The sequence below is a fragment of the Rathayibacter sp. VKM Ac-2801 genome, assembly GCF_009834245.1.
Lineage (GTDB): Bacteria > Actinomycetota > Actinomycetes > Actinomycetales > Microbacteriaceae > Rathayibacter.
In genome coordinates, this window is record NZ_CP047183.1 from 3,180,657 (window position 1) to 3,199,145 (window position 18,489).

Consider the following 18,489-nt stretch of genomic DNA (forward strand, 5'->3'; position numbering starts at 1 on the left):
GCTCCACTCTCGTGCGGAGCCGTTTCGGGCGTCGCGCTCGCGTGTAAATTCGCCGTGACGCGAGAGGACGTTCTGTATGGCCTACCTGCTCTCGGACGCGATGCGCGATCCGCGGCTCGCCGCGATGCTCCCGGTCGTCGCGGCGGGGCACGCGGCCGCTGAGCGCGCGGTGATCCGCTGGGCGCACACGAGCGAGCAGCTCGACATCGCGCCCCTCCTCCTCGGGGGCGAGCTGCTCCTGATGGAGGGCGCGCTCCTCTCGACCGACCAGGACCCGGCGGAGTGCCGGGACTACGTGCGGTCGCTGGTCGACGCGGGGGTCGGCGCCCTCGCCCTCGAGCTCTCGCCGCGGCTGCCCGCGGTGCCGCCGGCGATCGTCGCGGCGGCGGACGAGCTCGGGCTGCCGGTGCTCGCCCTGCCGCGCCGGGTCCCCTTCGTGCAGGTGTGCGAGAGCATCAACACCCACCTCACCGAGCAGAAGTTCCGGAGCATCCGCCTGGCGGACAGAGTGTCCGGCCTCCTCGCCGACGCGGCCTCCTCGGACGCGGGTATCGACGAGCTCCTGCAGGTCGTCGCCACCGCGACCGGCGCCTCCGCCTCACTCGTCTCGCTCACGGGCGACGAGATCGCCCGCGCGTCGCCCGGGCCGGAGATCGACACGGAGCCGACGGCCGGGACGTTCTCGAACGTGCTGCACGCGGGCGACTCTCTGCTGGGGACCCTGCACCTGCGGGCCCACGCCGACGCCGACCTCCACGCCGTCGCCGTCGCGCTCGACCGGGCGCCGGACGTCCTCGCGATCGCGGTGCTCCGGCACCGTCCGCCGTCGGTCACCGAGCGGCTGACCGCCCAGCTCTTCGCGATCGCGGCGGTCGAGCGGGCGCGGGCGGACCCGGCGGCCGACCTGCAGATCGACGCCTTCCTCGGCCGCCTCGGCGCCGGCTCCCGGGTTCGCTACCTCGGCGTCCGGGCCGACACCGGTCACGACGACCGGCGGCTCCGCACCCTCCTCCGCCTCCTCGCGGGCGCGGGAGCGGATCCCGGCCCGGTGCTCTGCGTGGTCGGCTCCGAGCTGCTGGCGCTGCTGCCGTTCGCCACCGCCGTCTCGATGGAGGAGGGCCGCGCGGAGCTCCTGCGCCTCGGCGCGGCCCTCGACTCGGACGCTCTGCTCTGCGTCGGCAGCGGACTCGGCGGGCAGGAGCGGGTTCCCCGGGAGCTGGCGGAGGTGCGCGGCGTGCGCGAGTGGGCGCCCGCGGGCGGAGTCGTCGACTCCCGCCAGTACCGCCTGGAGCGGTTCGCGAGCTCCCTGCAGGACGACCCGGAGGCGGACGACCTCGTCGAGGAGGTGCTCGGGCCCCTGCGCGCGCAGCGCGGCGAGCTGCTCGCCACCCTCGAGGCCTACGCGTCGCTGTGGGGGAGCAAGACGGCGACGGCGGCCGCGCTCGGCATCGGGCGGCAGACCCTCTACGACCGCCTCGCGCGGATCGAGGAGCTGATCGGCCCGCTCGACTCGTCGCCGGCCCGCGCCCGGGTCGTCATGACCGCCGTCTTCCTGCACAGGGCGCGAGCGGCGCTGCCGGCGGGCTCGCCACCGGTCGGGCGGGCGTTCCCGCCTCCCGCCGAACGCTGACGCGGCCGGACGCCGCCGGACGCGTCAGGCGGGCAGCAGCTCCGCGACGAGCGCCTGCACGCGGGCCCTGATGTCGTCGCGGATGGAGCGGACCTCCTCGAGGGGGCGGCCCTTCGGGTCGGCGAGGTCCCAGTCCTCGTAGCGCTTGCCGGGGAAGACGGGGCAGACGTCGCCGCAGCCCATGGTGATCACGACGTCGGAGGCCTGCACCTGCTCGGTGGTCATCACCTGCGGGACGGCCTGCGAGATGTCGATGCCCTCCTCCGCCATCGCCTCGATCGCGATCGGGTTGATGCTGTCGCCGGGCTCGGAGCCGCCGGAGCGGACCTCGACGGCGCCGCCGGAGAGGGCGCGGAGGTAGCCGGCGGCCATCTGCGAGCGGCCGGCGTTGTGGATGCAGACGAAGAGGACGGTGGGTGCGGCCATCGGAGGCTCCAAGCGGGTCGTCGGGCGGGCGGACGCCTCCGGACCGCTGAGGCGGGCGAGGGCACGGCGAGGGTATCGCGCACCGGTCCTCGACCGGCTCGACCGGGAGCTCCCGCAGGAGCGGAGGCCCGGCTCCCGGGGCCTAGGCCTGCAGCCGCCGGTAGTGGCGGTTGCGCACCGAGAGGATCGCGCCGCCGATCACCGCCGCGAGGAAGGAGCCGGCGAGCACACCGACCTTGACGTGGTCGTCGGACTCGCTGCCGACGCCGTACGAGAGTTCGCCGACCAGCAGCGAGACCGTGAAGCCGATCCCCGCGACGAAGGCCATGCCGATCACGTCGCTCCAGCGGATCGTCGGATCGAGGGAGATCCCGCGGAACCGGGTCAGGAGGAAGGTGCTGCCGGCGATGCCGAGCGGCTTGCCGAGCACCAGACCCGCGATGATCCCCAGGGCGATCGAGTCCTGGAACGACTCGACCAGGCCGGCGAACCCGCCGACGGTGACACCGGCCGAGAAGAAGGCGAAGACCGGGACCGCGAACGCCGAGGAGAGGACGCTCCAGCGGTCGGCGAAGTGCGCGGCGAGGCCGTCGTAGAGCGGACGGCCCTGCTCGTCCGAGCCGACCCGCACCCGCGCCCGCTCCGTGGCGACCACCGGCACCATGAAGCCGAGCAGGACGCCGGCGACGGTCGCGTGGATCCCGGAGGCGTGCACGAGGGCCCAGGTCGCGACTCCGAGCGGGATCAGGACCCACCAGGCGCGGACGCCTCGCTGCACGCAGACGGCGAAGACCGCGAGGGGGATCAGCGCGAGCAGCAGCATCACCACGTCGATGCCCGCGGTGTAGAACACCGCGATGATCGTGATCGCGATCAGGTCGTCGACGACGGCGAGGGTCAGCAGGAAGGTGCGCAGCGCCGGCGGGAGGAACTTTGCGACGACGGCGATCACGGCGACCGCGAACGCGATGTCGGTCGCGGCCGGGATCGCCCAGCCGTCCAGGGCCGCTCCGCCTCGAGGCGCGTTGACGGCCACGAAGATCAGCGCGGGGACGACGACGCCGCCGACCGCGGCGACGATCGGCACGAGTGCGGTGCGCGGGTCGCGGAGCTTGCCGGCGACGAACTCCTCCTTGAGCTCGAGGCCGACCACGAAGAAGAAGATCGCGAGGAGCCCGTCGGCGGCCCACGTGCCGACGCTCAGGTCGAGATGCAGCGCCTCGGGGCCGAACGAGAAGTCGCGCACCGCCTCGTAGAGGCCGGAGGCGGGGCTGTTGGCGATGATCAGGGCCAGCAGGGTCGCCGTGAGCAGGAAGGCCCCGCCGACGGTGTCCTTCTGGAGCGTCTGGCGGAGGCCGCGCCAGATCGAGTGCGGGGCCTGGTCTGCGGGCAGGGGGTGGTGCTGAGGCGACATGTGTCATCCAGTCGGAGAGGAGGAACGCGGGAAGGCGCGCCCACGGGCTCCGGAGGAGGGGTGGTCGCGGATCAGGCTCGCGGAGGCGGACAGCCGGCGATCTCGCCGTGCGCGTTCGTCCCCCAGAGGCTCATCCACCCGTTCGTCCCCGAGGTGCGCTTGGTCAGCAGCAGCCGCTTCGGGTACGCCGCGGAGACCGGCGCGGAGGCGCGACGGACGAGCGGGAGGGAGGACGGCACAGGACCAGGGTAGCGAGACCGCCTGGGCATCGGCAGGTGCGTCCCCCCGCGGTCGGCCGCCCGCCTGCAGGCCGCGCTGGCACCCCAGCACGTTCCGGCGCTCGCCGACACCCCTTCACCTGCCGGGGCAGGAGAGGCGATCGTGGTCGGATGAAGCAGATCCAGTACGCCGGCGCGACCTTCCAGGTGGGAGACGCGGTGGCCGATGCGCTCGTCTCCTACGCCTCCGGACTCGCCACGCGCGGCCGGACCGACAGCGTCGTGCTCCCGGTGGTCGCCCCCGACGGCCGGGCGACGACGGTGACGCTGCTCCTCAACTCTGCCACCAACCTCGTGGTCACGGGCGCCGCGGGCCTGCTCTCCGGCCTCGACGAGAAGGCCGTGGCCGCCGATCTGCTCCAGCGGCAGCACTGGCTCGACACCGCTCCGACCGTGGCGGCGGTCGAGCCGAGCGCTCCCGAGGACATGATCTGGCTCGAGTTCCCGGAGGTCGCCGCCCTCATGCAGGACGCGGAGGCCGACGAGGTCGACGCCTCGGTGCTCCACCTGGTCGACCCGCACCGATCCGCGGGCGGCACGGGCCTGATCTTCACCGTCGTCTACGTCAGCACGCTCGACCGCGATCTGCGCTCCGGCGAGATCCGCGAGCTGCTCGAGACCAGCAGGCGCAACAACGCCGATCACGACATCTCGGGGATGCTCGTCTTCCGCGGTCGGCGCGTCATGCAGGTGCTCGAGGGCGAGGAGGCGGACGTCCGCGAGCTCTACCGGAGCATCCTCGCCGACCCGAGGCACCACGACGTCCTCACCGTCTGGACGAGCGTCCACGAGCAGCGCCGCTTCCCCGACTGGTCGATGGGCTTCGACGAGCTCGAGATCCCCTCCGACCGCTCAGCCTCCTGGCCCGAGCCCGACGTCGCCGCGCTCACCTCCTCCGCGCCCGGCGAATCCGAGGAGTACGTGCGCCGCCGCTCCGAGGCGCTGCGCGAGGCGCTCATGAGCAGCGACGGCCTCGTCGCCGCCCTGGCGGTGATCCTGCACGGCCACCGCCCCGAGGCCGTGCTCGACGGCGAGACCGGCACCCGCATCCGCTGCGCCGAGTGCCGGCCCCGCGCCTCCTCCGACGGCTACCCCTGCCCGACCGCCCGGAACGCCGTCCAGGCGCTCGAGGAGGCCTGACATGACCGGCACCGAGCGGCACGACGTGCTCATCATCGGCGGCGGCAACGCGGGCCTGTCGACCGCAGGGCGCCTCCGCCGCTACGGGGTGTCGGACGTCGCCGTCATCGAGCCCCGCGCGACCCACCTCTACCAGCCGATGTTCTCGCACGTCGCCGGCGGCACCGCCCCGGCCTCGAAGGCGACCCGGCCGCAGGGATCGGTGACGCCGAAGGGGGTCACCTGGATCCAGGACCGCGTGGAGGGCATCGACCCGGTCGCCCGCACCGTCACTCTGATCTCGGGCCGGAGCGTCGGCTACGGCCAGCTCGTGGTCTGCCCCGGGATCCAGAAGGACTGGGCCGCGGTCCCCGGGCTGCAGGACGCGATGGACTCGCCCTTCGGCGTCTCGAACTACGAGTACGAGTACGCCCGCAAGGCGTCGCGAGTGCTCCGCGAGGTCCGCTCGGGCACCGTCGTCTTCACCCAGCCCGGTGGACCGGGCACCTGCTCGGGCGCCTCCCAGAAGCCGATGTACCTCGCCTGCGACTACTGGCGCGCGACAGGGGTGCTCGACAGCATCCGCGTGGTGCTCGTCGTGCCCACGCCGACGCTGTTCGGCATGCCGCTGATCGACTCCGAGCTCGAGCGGAAGGTCGCCGAGTACGGGATCGAGGTCCGCTACGGCCGGGAGCTCGTCGAGGTCGACGCCGCCGAGCGGACGATCGTGATCGCCGGCGACGACCGCGGCACGGCTCTGCCCGGGCCCGACACCGCGACCCGCTCCGAGGACGGCCGGCGGGAGACGCTGTCGTACGACGTGCTGCACGCCGTCCCGCCGCAGTCGGCCCCGGACTTCCTGACCGGCACCGGCCTCGCCGCGCCGAGCGACGAGGGCGGCTTCGTCGAGGTCGATCCGCTGACCCTCCGCCACCCGCGGTACTCCGACGTCTGGGCGCTCGGCGACGCCGCCGCCACGGTCAACTCGAAGTCCGGAGGCGCCCTCCGCCAGCAGACGACGACGCTGGCGAAGAACCTCGTGGCCGCGCTGAAGGGGAAGCCCCTCCGCCGCGTCTACAACGGCTACTCCGTGTGCCCGTTCGTCGTGTCGCGCTCCACCGTCGTCTTCGCGGAGTTCGACGACCGCTACCGCCCGAAGCCGACAGTCCCGTTCTGGACGGGCCTCGCGAAGGAGCGCCGCCTCACCTTCCTCGCGGACCGCTACCTGCTTCCGTGGGTCTACTGGAACCTGATCCTGCAGGGACGGGCCTGAGCGCCCTCTTCCGGACATGTCCGGAAGAGGCGCTTGCCGCTGCGCGACGCGATTCCGAGACTGAGGGGTCGGCACCACCGTCCGACGCGCCCCCTCGTCTCCTGGAGGACCCGATGCGGCCCAGCCCGACTCCCGACCGCTCCGGCACCGCGCGATGACGACGGCGCAGGACTGGGGACCGTCCGTCGACGCCGAGGATCAGCCCGCCACGCGGAGGCTGCGCCTGCGCGCCTGGATGCGCGGCGGCTCCTTCGGGCCGACCGGCCTCACCCGGCGCGGATGCCTCCTGGTGCTGGCGTCGGTGCTCGTGGTCGCGGTGCCGGTCGGCGCGCTGACGCTCGCGCACGTCGATCCGCACGCGTCGCTGAAGGTCTGGGTGCTCGCTATCACGCTGATCGCACTGGTCGGGGCGCTGCTCCGGGTCGTCGCCGACGCCGGTCCGGACCCGCAGGCCGACCTCGACCGCGCGGGCAAGGCGGTCGGAGCGGTGGCCGCGGCCTACACGGCGCTGGCCGTGATCATCGACTGGGGGATGCTGCACCTCTGAGCCGCGGTCAGCGGTCCTCGTTGCGCCGGTCGCCGGTGGCGTCGGGAGCGCCGCCGCTGCTGTCGGGAGCACCGCCGGCGCCGCCCTCAGCGCTGCCGGCGCCGTCCAGTGCCGCCCGCTCGTCCTCGAGCCGACTGAGCCAGCCGGGGCCCTCGCGCCGCAGCCGCTCCGCCTCCGGGCTCGGGGTCGGCGGAGCCGTCGACGGCCGCCGCAGGAGCCGCACCTGCCGCACCGCGCCGAGCACCACTCCGGTGCCGAACAGCGGCAGGCCGAGCAGGAGCACCAGCCACAGCGGCGCATGCCGGCGGCCGCCGCCGACGATCGCGCCGAGATCCCAGCCCGCGTCCGCCGCCAGCCAGAGCATCCCCGCCACGAAGACGGCGCTCACCAGCGAGAGCGACCAGGGATGTGCGAGGAGGAGCGCCTGCGCGCGCTCCGTGCGGATCCCCTTCGCCATGCGCCGATCCTAGGGGCGCGTCAGCCGGCGAGGATCCGGTCGACGAGCCCCTGCGCGTCGCCCTCCGCCGGCACGATCTGCACGGTGTCCCCCTCCATCGGCTGCATCACGGAGAGCGCCGACTCGACCCGGTCGCCCGCGCGGAGGAGGAGCCGGGCGTCGGCCCCCTCGTCGATCGCCGCCTGCGAGCCGCGGCGCAGGAGGGCGGCGCCGGCCTCGTCGAACCGGACGTCGACGACTCCTGTGCCCGGATCGGCCTCGACCGCGGCGACGCCCGCGCGGGTGAAGTCGGCGGGATCGACGAGGACGTCCTGCCCGCCGACCGAGACGCACTGCGGAGCGGAGCCGGCCTCGCAGAGCGCGGAGACGGCGACCCCGAGGCCGCCGACGGGTTCCGGGCCGGCGGGCGAAGACGCCGCGGGCGACGACCCGGCGGAGCAGCCGGTCAGGGCGAGCAGGAGGAGCGCGGCGGCTCCGGGGGCGGTGCGGCGGATCACGGGTCTCCTCGGGTCGCGTCGGAGCGCGCCATGATACCGAGGCCCCGGCGCAGCGGCCACCCCGCGGCACGGCTCGGGCGGGCGGCTGCGGCCCGACCTCAGAGGCGGACGACCAGCTTCACCGCCGACACGCCCCGGTGCAGCCGGTCGAGAGCGGGCTGCAGCGCGGCCAGCCCCTCACCCACCACCTCGGGCGCGGGGGCGCAGACGTGGCGGCCCTCGGCGAGCGCCGACGGCAGGTGATCGCGCCACAGCATCGGCCCCACCTCGTTCGTCATCAGCGAGCCGCCCCAGACGAAGCGGGCGCGGACGCCGCGGCGCCGGGCCGCGATCTGCAGCGCCGCGGTACCGCCGGCCACGCGCAGCATCGTCCGCACGAAGGCGGCACTGAGACCGCGCCGCCGCGGGAGCGAGCCGAACGAGACGGAGGGGCTGGCCAGGGCGACGCGTCGCGCTCCGGTGGCCGCGGCGACCGCCACCGACGGAGCGCCGGAGCCCGTCCCGATCGCGAGCACCCCCGCGACCTCGTGGCCCGCGAGCGCCGCCACCAGGTCGGCGACGACGGTGGGGCTGCGGTAGTCGAGCACGATCTCGGCACCCAGCTCGCGCATCCGCTCGTGGTTGCGGGGAGACGCGGTCGTAGCCACGCGGTGCCCGGAGGCGACGGCGAGCTGGATCGCGTTGCTCCCCACGCTCGTCGTCCCGCCCCAGACCACGACCGTCCTGCCCGTCGGGCGGACCGGGACGCTCGGGTGCGGCAGGGCGAGGTGGTCCCGCTGGAACAGCGCCGTCGCCGCCGTCGAGACCGCGAGCGGCAGCACCGCCGCGTCCTCGAAGCCCAGCCGGTCGGGGATCGGCGCCGCCAGGTCCTCGCGCACGACCGTGTACTCCTGGAACGCGCCCTCGTCGCGGTTCCGCCGCCCGCGCTCCATCCCGACCGCGTACGCGACGACCCGATCGCCGACGGCGAAGCGCGTGACTCCGGGGCCGACCGCCTCGACGACTCCCGCCACGTCCTCCCCCAGCACAGCCGGGTACGGCACCCACCGGAACATCAGGTCCCCCGTCCACTGCTTCATCTCGTCGACCGGATTCACGGCCAGGGCCCGGTTGCGCAGCAGGACCTCCCCCGGTCCGGCGACGGGCATCGGAGCGGGGCGGACGACGAGGTCGGCCCGTGGGGCGGTCAGCAGGGCGGCGGTGTTCTCGGGCACGAGCGGCTCCAGTCGGAAGTGATGGCAGGACGTGTCGTCACCCTACTCCTGATGACACGTCGTGTCGTCAGCTATCCTGGCCGGATGTCACGCTGGGCCCCCGACGCCGCCCTCCGCCTCGAGCAGGCGGCGATGGAGCTCTTCGCCGAGCACGGCTACGCGGGCACCACCGTGCCCGCGATCGCGGAGCGCGCCGGGCTCACCACCCGCACCTTCTTCCGCCACTTCGCCGACAAGCGCGACGTCCTCTTCCTCCGCGAGCGCGAGTTCCCCGAGATCGTCGGCCGGCTGCTCGCAGGCGCCCCCGCGGGCCTGGGCCCGATGGATATCGTGATGCACGGCCTCGAGGCGGCCGCCTCGGGCGACCTCCAGACCTGGCGCACTCCGATCGCCGCCCGCCGCGCCGTCGTGCGCTCCGAGCCGCAGCTGCGCGAGCGCGAGCTCCTCAAGTCGGCCGCCCTCGCCGAGAGCATGCGCGCCGCCCTCGTCGACGCCGGATTCGCGCCCGACGACGCGGCCCTCGCCGCCCTCGCGGCCTCAGCCCTCTTCGACCTCTCCCTCGAGCACTGGCTCGCCGCTCCCGAGGGTGCCCTCCTGGTCGACGTCCTGCGCGCCGAGCGCGCCCGCCTCGGCGCACTGCTCGCGCGCTGACCCGGCACGCCGCTCCGCGCGTCGCGGCCGATCCTCCTCCGGCTCGGCCGCCATCCGGGTCGCCGCGACCGGGTGGTCATCCGATGCGTCACGAACGGTCGTCATCCGCGGCGGGAGACGACCGTTCGTGACGCCTCGGAACGGCGAGCGGGGGGGTCGGTCGCTCAGGCGGGCAGTGCCCAGGGGAACGCGGGGGCGTTCGAGCGGGCGCCCTGCGCGGCCTTCGAGCGGCCGGGCTCGCCGAGCTCCGCGAGCAGCGACTCCGACTCGCCGACGAGGACCGCGAGCGCGTCGGGCGTGAACCACTCCGGGCGCAGAGCGAACAGGAGGTCCTCGGTCGCCGTGTTGCCGCTGGCGCCCGGTGCGAAGGGACAACCGCCGAGGCCGCCGAGCGCTCCGTCGACCACCGCGGCCCCGGCCTGCACGGCCGCGATCGCGTTCGCGACGCCCGAGCCCCAGGTGTCGTGCCCGTGGAACACGATCTCGCGGGGCGGGGTCTCCGCGGCCACGCGCGAGACGAGCGACGCCACCTGGCCGGCGTGCGCCTGCCCGAGCGTGTCGCAGACGACCACGTCGGCCGCCCCCTCCGCCCGCGGGTCGCGCGCGATCGCGAGCACGCGCTCCGGGTCGACCGGGCCCTCGAACGGGCAGGTGAACGAGGTGGCGATGCACAGCTGGATCCGCCCGCCGACGCTCTCGGCGAGCGCGACCGCCTCCGGCATCGCGGCCAGGCTCGCCTCGGTCGGCCTGCCGACGTTGGCGAGGTTGTGCGAGTCGGACGCGGAGAAGCAGTACTGGAAGCGGCGCGCCCCCGCGGCGGCCGCGCGCTCCACGTGGCGCGGAGTCGCGACCCACACCCAGCACCGCTCCAGCTCCTCGGGAGTCAGCGCGGCGATCACGTCGAGGGTGTCGGCCATCGGAGGGACGAGGTCGCCGCGCGCGAGCGAGCCGATCTCGAGCTCGGGCACCCCCGCCGCCAGCAGCGTGCGCGCGAGGTCGACCTTGCGCTCGGTGGTCAGGAGCTTGCCGGTGAGCTGCAGGCCGTCGCGGAGGGTGACGTCGCGCAGGCGCGCGGAGGCGAGCGCGGTCACCGGCCGGCCTCCTCGGCCGCAGCGGCGGAGGCAGCAGCGGCGGAGGGAGCGGGATCGGTGCGCCGGAGCATCCCCAGCACCTCCTCGGTGTCCTGGCCCAGGTCGGGCGCGAGCGAGCGGATGGGGAGGGATCGGCCGCCGAGCACCGGCACGATCCCCGGGAAGCCCACGCCGCGCAGAGTGCCGCCGGCGTCCTCGACGTCGAAGGCCTGGATCATGTCGCGCGCCGCGTACTGCTCGCTCGCGCTGATGTCGGCGGCCGTGTAGATCGGACCGGAGGGGACGCCCTCGTCGTCGAGGACCGCGAGCGCCTCGGCGGCCGTTCGGCCCTCCGTCCACGCGCCGATCGCCGCGTCCAGCTCGTCGCGCCGGGCCCAGCGCTGCTCGTTCGAGGCGAGCGCGGGGTCCTCGCCCAGGTCGGCGCGGCCGATCACCGCCATCAGCCGCTGGAAGATCGCGTCCGCGTTCCCCGCGATCACGATGCTCGCCCCGTCGGCGCAAGTGTAGGCGTTGGTCGGGGCGATGCCCTCCATCCGCCCGCCGACGCGCTCCCGGACGATGCCGTGCGCCTGGTAGTCGGGGATCAGCGACTCCGTCATCGAGAACATCGCCTCGTGCAGCGCCACGTCGACGACCCGCTCGGCCAGCGGCGCCGCATCCAGCCCCGCGGACCGGCGGGTCTCGCGCTGGAACAGCGCCATCATCACTCCGTAGCCCGCGTACAGGCCAGCGATCGAGTCGCCGATCGAGACGCCGACGCGCACGGGCGGCCGGTCCGGGTCGCCGACCAGCTCGCGGAACCCGCCCATCGCCTCCGCGACCGCCGCGAACCCGGGGCGGGCCGACAGCGGGCCGGTCTGCCCGAACGCGGAGATGCGGCCGATCACGATGCCGGGCCGGGCCTCGTCGAGCACGTCCGGCCCGATCCCCCAGCGCTCGAGCGTGCCGGGCCGGAAGTTCTCGAGCACCACGTCGCACTCGGCGACCAGGCGGCGGACGGCGTCGCGCCCCTCGTCCGTGCGCAGGTCGAGAGCGATCGAGCGCTTGTTGCGGTTGATCGTGTGGAAGAGGAGCGAGGTCTCGGACCCCTCGTGCAGCCGCCAGCGGCGCAGCTCGTCCCCCGTGCCGGGCCGCTCCACCTTGATCACCTCGGCGCCGAAGTCGGCGAGCAGCCGGCCGGCGGTGGGCGCCGCGATGAAGTTGCCGAGCTCGAGGACGCGGACGCCCGCGAGCGGGAGGGGTGCGGTCATGGCGCGGCCTTTCGCTCCCGTCGAGGCTAGCGCGGAGGACGGCGCCACCCCCTGCCCTCACGCGGACGCCCGACCTACACTTGCCGGACACCATGCGCAGACACACCCTCACTCCGCGACCGGACTGGCGAGCCCGCTGCGACGAGATCGGCTTCAGCTTCTACGACCTCCCCTCCGAGGGCGGCCGCCCCTACTGGAACGAGTCCGCGGCCTACTCCTTCGAGCCCGCCGAGATCGACCTGCTCGAGCGCACGACCTCGGAGCTCTTCGACCTCTGCATGGAGGCGTGCGAGCTCGTGGTGCGGAAGGGCCGCTTCGCCGAGTTCGGCATCCCGCCCCGCTTCCACGAACTGGTGCGCACCTCGTGGGACGAGGACGACCCCACGGTCTACGGCCGCTTCGACCTCGCCTACGACGGCGCGGGCGCGGTGAAGCTGCTCGAGTTCAACGCCGACACCCCGACCTCGCTCGTCGAGACGGCCGCGGCCCAGTGGCAGTGGCTCGTCGAGACGAAGGGGCCCGACGCCGACCAGTTCAACAGCCTGCACGAGCAGCTCGTCGAGCAGTGGCGCCACCTCCGCCTCGAGCGCTGGAGCCTCGACGAGGGCGCCCGCCTGCACCTCGCGTCGCTGCACGACTCCGGAGACGGCGAGCTGATCGTCGAGGACGCCGACACCGTCGCCTACATGGCCGAGACCGCCGCGCAGGCCGGCTTCGACCCCAAGCTGATCTTCGTCGAGGACATCCGCTACGAGCTCGACGGCGCCGGCTTCCTCGACGGCGACGGCGAGCCGATCCGCCACGTCTTCAAGCTGTACCCCTGGGAGTGGATGCTCGGCGAGCAGTTCGGCGGCCTGCTCCTCGACCGGCGCGAGCGCACCCGCTGGGTCGAGCCGGCGTGGAAGCTCCTGCTCAGCAACAAGCAGCTGCTGGTGGTGCTGTGGGAGATGTTCCGCGGCCACCCGAACCTGCTGCCCGCCTCCGTGCATCCGCTGCCCGGCACCGCGCAGGTGCGCAAGCCGCGCCTGGGCCGGGAGGGCGCGAACGTGACGGTCCTCGACGCCGACGGCTCGATCGTCGCCGAGAACGGCGGGAGCTACGGCGCGGAGGGCTTCATCCACCAGGAGCGCGCCGAGCTCGCCCGGGTCGACGGGAAGACCGTCGTCATCGGCAGCTGGATCGTCGGCGAGACCCCGGCCGGCATCGACGTGCGCGAGACGAGCGGCCTGATCACCGGCGACCTGGCGGAGTTCGTCCCCCACTACATCGAGGGCGGACGGAGCGACGGGGCCGCGACGGCCGCCTCCCGCCCCGAGCACCGTTCCACCCCCGCCTACGGCGCTCCCGCGCCCGGCACCCCCGCGCCCGAGTACGGCGCCCCCGAGCACGACCGGCCCCAGGACACCCGCGCGGCCCGGCCGCAGGACGAGGAGACCCGATGACGGACGACGACCGCACCCCCGGCGATTCCGGGACGCCGAGCTCCGGGAACGACTGGGGCAGCCGTGAGCCCGGGGCGGGCTCGGGCACGCCGAGCGGCGGCACGAGCCGCGGCACCGGCGACGGCGCCACCCGCACCGCTCCCCACCGCTCCCGCAGCGTCGGCATCAGCGGCATCGCGAAGAACCGCCGCGGCCTGCTCATCGGCGGCGCGGTCGCGGTCGGCGCGGTCGGCCTGGCCGTCGCCCTCGCCAACGGCGGCCCCTCGACCGACGGCGTCGTCGCCACCGGAGCCGACGGCCAGGACTACGTCATCCCCGAGAACGCCGAGCGCCCCGTCTACGCGAGCCGCGAGGACTGCCTCGCCGACGTGCGGGAGCAGATCGCCCAGCTCCAGGCGCAGGGCGAGGAGGTCGGCGACGACCCCGAGCAGCTGTGCGAGGCGACCGACGAGTACCGCGGGCACTACGCCGGCGGCTTCTGGCTCGGCCCGCTGATCTTCGCGTCCTCGCGCTGGAACTCGACGCGGGCGACCAGCTGGGCGCCCGTCGCGTCCGGCGGCTTCGCGGCCCGTGGAGCGACCCAGCCCGACGTCGTGCAGCGGGCGCCGGCCGGCTCGACCGTCGGCTCGAAGGCCACCCTCTCCGGGGGCTTCGGCTCCTCCGGCAAGTCCGGCTTCGGCTCCACGGTCGGCGGCTGACCGCGGCGCTCCTCCCCCTCGCGCCTGAGACGCCCGCCGAGGCGTCCGTCTGCCGCCGAGACACCGCCGGCAGGATGGTGTCCCGGCGCTCACGAGGACGGCTCGCCGCCGGCCCCTCCTCAGGAGGAGGGCGTCGCGCTCGGGAAGAAGTGCCGCTCGACGGGATCGCCGTCGGCGTGCGCCAGCGCCGCCGCGCGGATCTCGCGGTCGCGGCCGGTGAGCCGCTGGGTCTCCTGCCGCCGGAACTCCCCCCACGAGGGCACCATGAACGTCTCCAGCTGCACGTCGGCCTCCTCCCCGCTCCGGTAGAGCGCCCACCTCGAGGCCCCGGTCCGGCGGCGGGAGCTCTCCAGCGACCGCATGGCCGACCGGAAGGCCGCAAGGGAGTCGGGGCGGACCGTCCACGAGACCTGCACCATCACCGGCCCGTCCGTCGGCTCCGGCTCGAACACCAGCGTGGGCGTGGGCCACGACATCGAGATGCTGCGGTCGACGGTGCCCGTCCCCGGCAGCAGGGGGAGCACCCGTACGCTGGCCGCCACCAGGAGGAGCAGAGCGGCCGCCGCGGCGTACGCGGGTGCGGTGCCGAGCACCTGCGCCGCCAAGCCCCAGCCGATCGAGCCGATCGCCATCGTCCCCATGAAGACCAGGATGTAGATCGAGGCTCCGCGGGACCGCACCCACTGCGGCAGCGTGAGCTGCAGTGCCGCGTTCAGCACGGTGAGGGTGCCGATCCAGGCCAGCCCCGCGAGGACCAGCAGGAGCAGCGCCGGGACGAGGGGCAGGAAGGCCGCCGCGAGCGTCCCCGCCGCGAACAGCACGGCGCTCGCCCCGATGACGACGTCGTCCGAGAGCTTCCGGCGGGCGAGCGGCAGGGCGAAGACGCCGAGCACGGCGCCGGCCCCCAGTGCCCCGAGGAGGAAGCCGTAGCCGCTCGAGTCGAGCTGGAGCCGCTTCGCCGTGATTGGCAGCAGCGCCCAGAGCGCACTGGCCGGCAGCGCGAAGAGCGCGGAGCGGAGGAGGATCCGGCGGACGAGGTGCGCGGAGGCGACGTACCGGATCCCTCCCTTCAGCGCGGCGCCGAACTGCTCGCGGTCGTCGAGGCCCGTCTGCGGAGGCCGCTTCCACCAGAGCAGGGCGAGCACGGCGCCGATGAAGCTCAGGGCGTTGACGCCGAAGACCACCGGAGCGCCGAACGCCGAGAGGACGACCCCCGCCAGGGCCGGGCCGACCGCGCGGGCGCCGTTCACCGTCACGCCGCCGAGGGCCGACGACGCCGCGATCAGGTTCCGGGGCACGAGCTCCGGCTGGATGGCCTGCCAGGCGGGCGAGGTCAGGGTGGAGGTGATGCCGAGGAGGAAGGTGAAGGCCAGGATCGTCCACGGCGTCAGCGCGCCGACCGCCGCCACGACCGTCAGAGCGGCCGCCAGCAGCGCGCTGGCCGACGACCCCCAGATGAGCAGCCGCCGCCGGTCGAGCGAGTCGGCCAGCACGCCCGCGGGGAGGGCGACCAGGATCGAGGGCGCCAGGCTCGCCGTCTGCACGAGCGCGACGACCGCCGCGCCGGCGGCCGCCTCGACCAGGTACCACTGGGCTCCGACGGTCTGCATCCAGGTGCCGATGTTGCTGCCCAGCTGGGCGAACCACAGCACCCGGAAGGCGGTGATCGCCATGGGCGCCCAGGCCGACGGCTGCGCCGACGCGGCGGGCTCGGCCGAAGCGGATGCGGCGGGAGCGGGAGCGACGTCCTCAGTCACGGGGCACGGCCTGCCGCACCGAGAAGAGGTTGCCGAAGGGGTCCAGCAGCTGGCACAGCCGCTCCCCCGTGAACACCGTCTTCGGACCGCGGTGGGCGACGGCGCCGTTCGCCGTCCAGTCGGCGACGACGGCGTCGACGTCGGGGACCGTCCAGTACGGGCTCGTGCCGTCGGGTCCGGGCCGGTTCAGCGCGTCCCGCTCGTGCAGCGTCAGGCGGGTGCCGTCCAGGTCGAAGGCCACGAGCGCCCCGCCCCGGACGACCGGGTCGCGCTCGAGCCGCGCCGAGTACCAGGCGACCGCGGCGTCGAGGTCGTCGACGAAGTAGAAGACGTTGCCGACGCCGGCGAACTCCGTCCTCATGCTCGGGCCGGCGGGAGGGCGTCGCGGAGGAAGGCGAGCGAGGGGCCGATGGCCGCCTCCGTGTACCCCTCGGCGTGACGGGTGCCCGGGATCAGCTGCAGTGTGCTGGCGACGCCGACCGCGGAGAGCGCCGCCTGCATGGCCTGCGCGTCACTCACGGGCACGAACTCGTCGAGCGAGTTCGCCAGGAACACCGGTCCGCCGTCAGGCGAGGCGTGGCGGGTCGTGGAGGCGGCGGTGAGCAGGCCGCGGTCGCCTCCGACCTCGTTGAGGATCGTCCAGCGCAGGAAGGCGTCGTTCCGGCCGGTCTGGTTGATGTCGGCGCTCTTCATGGCGTCGAGGTCCTGCGTCGTCGGCGTGGCCGGCAGGTCGTCCGTCGCCTCGACGATGCTGAGGAGGTCGAACATCCCCGACCAGCTGACGGCGGGCCGGCCGGTGGCGATCGCGGCCTCCACGACCAGGTTCCCGCCCGCCGATCCGCCGAAGAAGGCCAGCCGGCTCCGGTCGAACGCCCACTCGGACGCGACCGCCCACCGCTCCGCGGCGAGCACGTCGTCCCTGCTGGCCGGGAAGACCGAGTCCGGAGCCTCGCGGTAGTCCGCCGCGAACACGAGGTAGCCGGCGTCGACCAGCATCGTCGCCAGCGCCCGCTCCTTGCTCTTGTCCCCCCGGAACCACCCGCCGCCGTGGATCAGCACGACGGCCGGCCGAGCGGCGTCCTCGGCCGGGGACACCGTCCTGCTGTACACGTCCAGCACCTGATGCGGGGAACCCCCGTCGACGTACGCGACGTCGATGCTCACTGACGGCTCGTCCGACACGATGACCCCCTCCGGTTGCCTGCTGCTGACTGCAGTCCCGACGGTAGGAGCCCGGGTCGGCGCGAGCCAGGCCCTGCCGGGGTCACGCAGGAGGGCGGGCACGTGGCCCCTCCCGGGGAGGGCCGCCGACGCGGCCCTCCCCGCCCCTGCTCGCGCGTGGACGGGCTCCGCGAACCGGTCGGCGGAGCCCGGTGCCCCACTCCGGGATCAGCGCGTGATGGAGACGGCGGCGCTGCGTCCCTCGTTCCCGGCGGCGTCGAGGGCGCGCGCGGTGATGCTGTACCTGCCGGCGGGATAGGCGGAGGTGGAGACGGTCAGGCGCCAGGATCCGTCGGTGGCCCTGGTGGCGTCGCCGAGCCTGGTCGAGCCGCTCCAGAAGCTGACGCGGGTCGTGCCGACGTTGTCGGAGGCGGAGGCGACGAAGGTCACGCTGGAGCCGACGGTCGTTCCCGTCGCGGGCGAGGTGATCCGGACGGAGGGCGCGATCGTGTCGACGACGGGCGTCGAGGTCGGCGTCGAGGTCGGCGGCGAGGTCGGCGTCGAGGTCGGCGTCGGAGTCGGCGTGGTGCCGCCCAGCGGCAGACCCCAGGCGTTCCAGGTGGTCGCTGCGATCTTCGCCTGTCCGCTCACGTTGGGATGGAAGTAGTCGACGTCGGTCGCGATGGTGCTCAGGGGCACGCTCATCCGAGTGATCGCTCCGCCGTCCCAGATGCAGTCGTTCGCTGCGGCGTCACAGGCCGAGAGGAGGGCGCTGTTGTAGGCGGAGGCGCGGGCGGCCGCCTCGGCGACGGAAGCGCTGTACGCGGTACCGGTCAACTGGTTCCCACTGCTGTCCACTCCGCGGGTCTTGCGGCAGAGCTTCGCGGCAGACCAGATGGCGGCTCCGGGCGTGGATCTGACGCTGTTCCACTCGTCGGCGATGTTCGGCACGGACGCGACGAGGATCGTCGCGTCGGGCCACGCGGCACCGATCTTCGACATGACATCGGCAGCGGAGGACGTGAAGCCTGCGGCGGAGGTCATGTCGAAGGACTTGCAGAGGTCGTTGCCGCCGATCAGGAGCGTGACGAAGTCGGGGTCCGCACCGGCGGCAGCGGCGCCGGTGATCTGGGCACCGACTCCAGCGATGACACTGCCGGAGACGGCCTTGTTGGACGTGGTCACTGTCGTCGACGAGCTCGACGCCTCCAACCGGGTCGCGATGGAGTCGACGGCCGCGTTCTGTCCCGTCGACCAGCTGTTCGCCACGCAGTCGCTGGTCGACTGGTTGCAGGTCGACGCTCCGCGGGAGATGGAGTCGCCGAGGGCCAGCACGGTCTGAGTTCCCGCGGCCTGGGCCGGACCGGCGACGAGAAGAGCGCTGAGCAGCGCGACAGCCCCGACGCCGGCGCCGAGTGCACCGCGCCACCGGTGCTGAGTGGTCGATCGTGTGGTCGATCGTGTGGTCGTGACGGTCATGCGAGGTCCCCCTGGTGTCGTGCGTGAGCAACGGGACACGCGAACGCGACGCCCCCGTGAGGAGCCAACCCAGAGGACACGGCGGCGTCAAGCGGACGGTGCATC

The 18,489-nt window shown here is 74.1% G+C and carries 19 protein-coding genes; 7 read left to right on the plus strand and 12 right to left on the minus strand.

Annotated elements, in window-relative coordinates:
- Window positions 1–76 precede the first annotated feature (76 nt).
- Window positions 77–1,630 (plus strand): PucR family transcriptional regulator, encoded by a 1,554-nt coding sequence (locus GSU45_RS14835; RefSeq protein WP_159916059.1) that lies wholly within the window; start codon window positions 77–79, stop codon window positions 1,628–1,630.
- Window positions 1,631–1,654: 24 nt separating this feature from the next.
- On the opposite strand, the gene GSU45_RS14840 is transcribed toward GSU45_RS14835, so the two are convergent.
- The 3 genes from GSU45_RS14840 to GSU45_RS14850 form a co-directional block, all read right to left on the minus strand.
- The gene (locus tag GSU45_RS14840) at window positions 1,655–2,056 is read right to left on the minus strand and encodes an arsenate reductase ArsC (protein WP_159916062.1); all 402 of its coding nucleotides are present in this window, start codon (window positions 2,054–2,056) and stop codon (window positions 1,655–1,657) included.
- 142 nt (window positions 2,057–2,198) lie between these two features.
- The gene (nhaA, locus tag GSU45_RS14845; protein WP_159916064.1) at window positions 2,199–3,470 is read right to left on the minus strand and encodes a Na+/H+ antiporter NhaA; all 1,272 of its coding nucleotides are present in this window, start codon (window positions 3,468–3,470) and stop codon (window positions 2,199–2,201) included.
- Window positions 3,471–3,541: 71 nt separating this feature from the next.
- Entirely contained in the window at window positions 3,542–3,709 is a 168-nt protein-coding gene (locus GSU45_RS14850; RefSeq protein ID WP_159916066.1) for a hypothetical protein, read from the minus strand.
- A 150-nt stretch (window positions 3,710–3,859) separates the two neighbouring features.
- Between GSU45_RS14850 and GSU45_RS14855 the strand changes: the two genes are divergently transcribed.
- The 3 genes from GSU45_RS14855 to GSU45_RS14865 all read left to right on the plus strand — a co-directional run bounded on the left by GSU45_RS14855 (window position 3,860) and on the right by GSU45_RS14865 (window position 6,687).
- Window positions 3,860–4,888, plus strand: a complete 1,029-nt coding sequence (locus GSU45_RS14855; protein ID WP_159916068.1) for a BLUF domain-containing protein — start codon at window positions 3,860–3,862, stop codon at window positions 4,886–4,888.
- A 1-nt stretch (window position 4,889) separates the two neighbouring features.
- Window positions 4,890–6,140 (plus strand): FAD-dependent oxidoreductase, encoded by a 1,251-nt coding sequence (locus GSU45_RS14860; protein ID WP_159916070.1) that lies wholly within the window; start codon window positions 4,890–4,892, stop codon window positions 6,138–6,140.
- 154 nt (window positions 6,141–6,294) lie between these two features.
- Window positions 6,295–6,687 (plus strand): hypothetical protein, encoded by a 393-nt coding sequence (locus GSU45_RS14865; RefSeq protein WP_159916072.1) that lies wholly within the window; start codon window positions 6,295–6,297, stop codon window positions 6,685–6,687.
- Between the two features lie 7 nt (window positions 6,688–6,694).
- Here the strand turns inward: GSU45_RS14865 and GSU45_RS14870 are convergent, their stop codons facing one another.
- The 3 genes from GSU45_RS14870 to GSU45_RS14880 form a co-directional block, all read right to left on the minus strand.
- Window positions 6,695–7,144 (minus strand): hypothetical protein, encoded by a 450-nt coding sequence (locus GSU45_RS14870; protein ID WP_159916074.1) that lies wholly within the window; start codon window positions 7,142–7,144, stop codon window positions 6,695–6,697.
- Window positions 7,145–7,164: 20 nt separating this feature from the next.
- Entirely contained in the window at window positions 7,165–7,641 is a 477-nt protein-coding gene (locus GSU45_RS14875; RefSeq protein WP_159916076.1) for a hypothetical protein, read from the minus strand.
- Between the two features lie 98 nt (window positions 7,642–7,739).
- Window positions 7,740–8,855 (minus strand): zinc-binding alcohol dehydrogenase family protein, encoded by a 1,116-nt coding sequence (locus GSU45_RS14880; RefSeq protein ID WP_159916078.1) that lies wholly within the window; start codon window positions 8,853–8,855, stop codon window positions 7,740–7,742.
- 84 nt (window positions 8,856–8,939) lie between these two features.
- Here GSU45_RS14880 and GSU45_RS14885 point away from each other — a divergent pair, with 84 nt between their 5' ends.
- A complete protein-coding gene (locus tag GSU45_RS14885) occupies window positions 8,940–9,506 on the plus strand; it encodes a TetR/AcrR family transcriptional regulator (RefSeq protein ID WP_159916080.1) in 567 nt (188 codons plus the stop codon).
- A 164-nt stretch (window positions 9,507–9,670) separates the two neighbouring features.
- Here GSU45_RS14885 and GSU45_RS14890 read toward each other — a convergent pair whose 3' ends face one another.
- Together GSU45_RS14890 and GSU45_RS14895 are read right to left on the minus strand one after the other, a co-directional pair.
- Window positions 9,671–10,597 (minus strand): hydroxymethylglutaryl-CoA lyase, encoded by a 927-nt coding sequence (locus tag GSU45_RS14890; protein WP_208543448.1) that lies wholly within the window; start codon window positions 10,595–10,597, stop codon window positions 9,671–9,673.
- A complete protein-coding gene (locus tag GSU45_RS14895; protein ID WP_159916082.1) occupies window positions 10,594–11,847 on the minus strand; it encodes a CoA transferase in 1,254 nt (417 codons plus the stop codon). The genes GSU45_RS14890 and GSU45_RS14895 overlap by 4 nt, the downstream gene beginning before the upstream one ends.
- Before the next feature lie 92 nt (window positions 11,848–11,939).
- On the opposite strand from GSU45_RS14895, the gene GSU45_RS14900 reads away from it, so the two are divergent.
- Together GSU45_RS14900 and GSU45_RS14905 are read left to right on the plus strand one after the other, a co-directional pair.
- Complete coding sequence (locus GSU45_RS14900) at window positions 11,940–13,289, plus strand: glutathionylspermidine synthase family protein (protein WP_208543449.1); 1,350 nt, start codon at window positions 11,940–11,942, stop codon at window positions 13,287–13,289.
- Window positions 13,286–13,987 (plus strand): hypothetical protein, encoded by a 702-nt coding sequence (locus tag GSU45_RS14905; protein WP_159916084.1) that lies wholly within the window; start codon window positions 13,286–13,288, stop codon window positions 13,985–13,987. Before GSU45_RS14900 ends, GSU45_RS14905 begins: the two co-directional genes overlap by 4 nt.
- Before the next feature lie 119 nt (window positions 13,988–14,106).
- On the opposite strand, the gene GSU45_RS14910 is transcribed toward GSU45_RS14905, so the two are convergent.
- From GSU45_RS14910 to GSU45_RS14925, 4 genes are all read right to left on the minus strand, one after another.
- Window positions 14,107–15,744: an MFS transporter gene (locus GSU45_RS14910; RefSeq protein ID WP_244248134.1), complete on the minus strand. Its 1,638-nt coding sequence runs from the start codon at window positions 15,742–15,744 to the stop codon at window positions 14,107–14,109.
- Window positions 15,737–16,105: a VOC family protein gene (locus GSU45_RS14915; protein ID WP_159916086.1), complete on the minus strand. Its 369-nt coding sequence runs from the start codon at window positions 16,103–16,105 to the stop codon at window positions 15,737–15,739. Before GSU45_RS14915 ends, GSU45_RS14910 begins: the two co-directional genes overlap by 8 nt.
- Window positions 16,102–16,908 (minus strand): alpha/beta hydrolase, encoded by an 807-nt coding sequence (locus GSU45_RS14920; protein WP_159916088.1) that lies wholly within the window; start codon window positions 16,906–16,908, stop codon window positions 16,102–16,104. Before GSU45_RS14920 ends, GSU45_RS14915 begins: the two co-directional genes overlap by 4 nt.
- 225 nt (window positions 16,909–17,133) lie before the next feature.
- On the minus strand, window positions 17,134–18,384 hold the full coding sequence (locus tag GSU45_RS14925; RefSeq protein ID WP_159916090.1) for an SGNH/GDSL hydrolase family protein: 1,251 nt from the start codon (window positions 18,382–18,384) through the stop codon (window positions 17,134–17,136).
- Window positions 18,385–18,489: the final 105 nt, after the last annotated feature.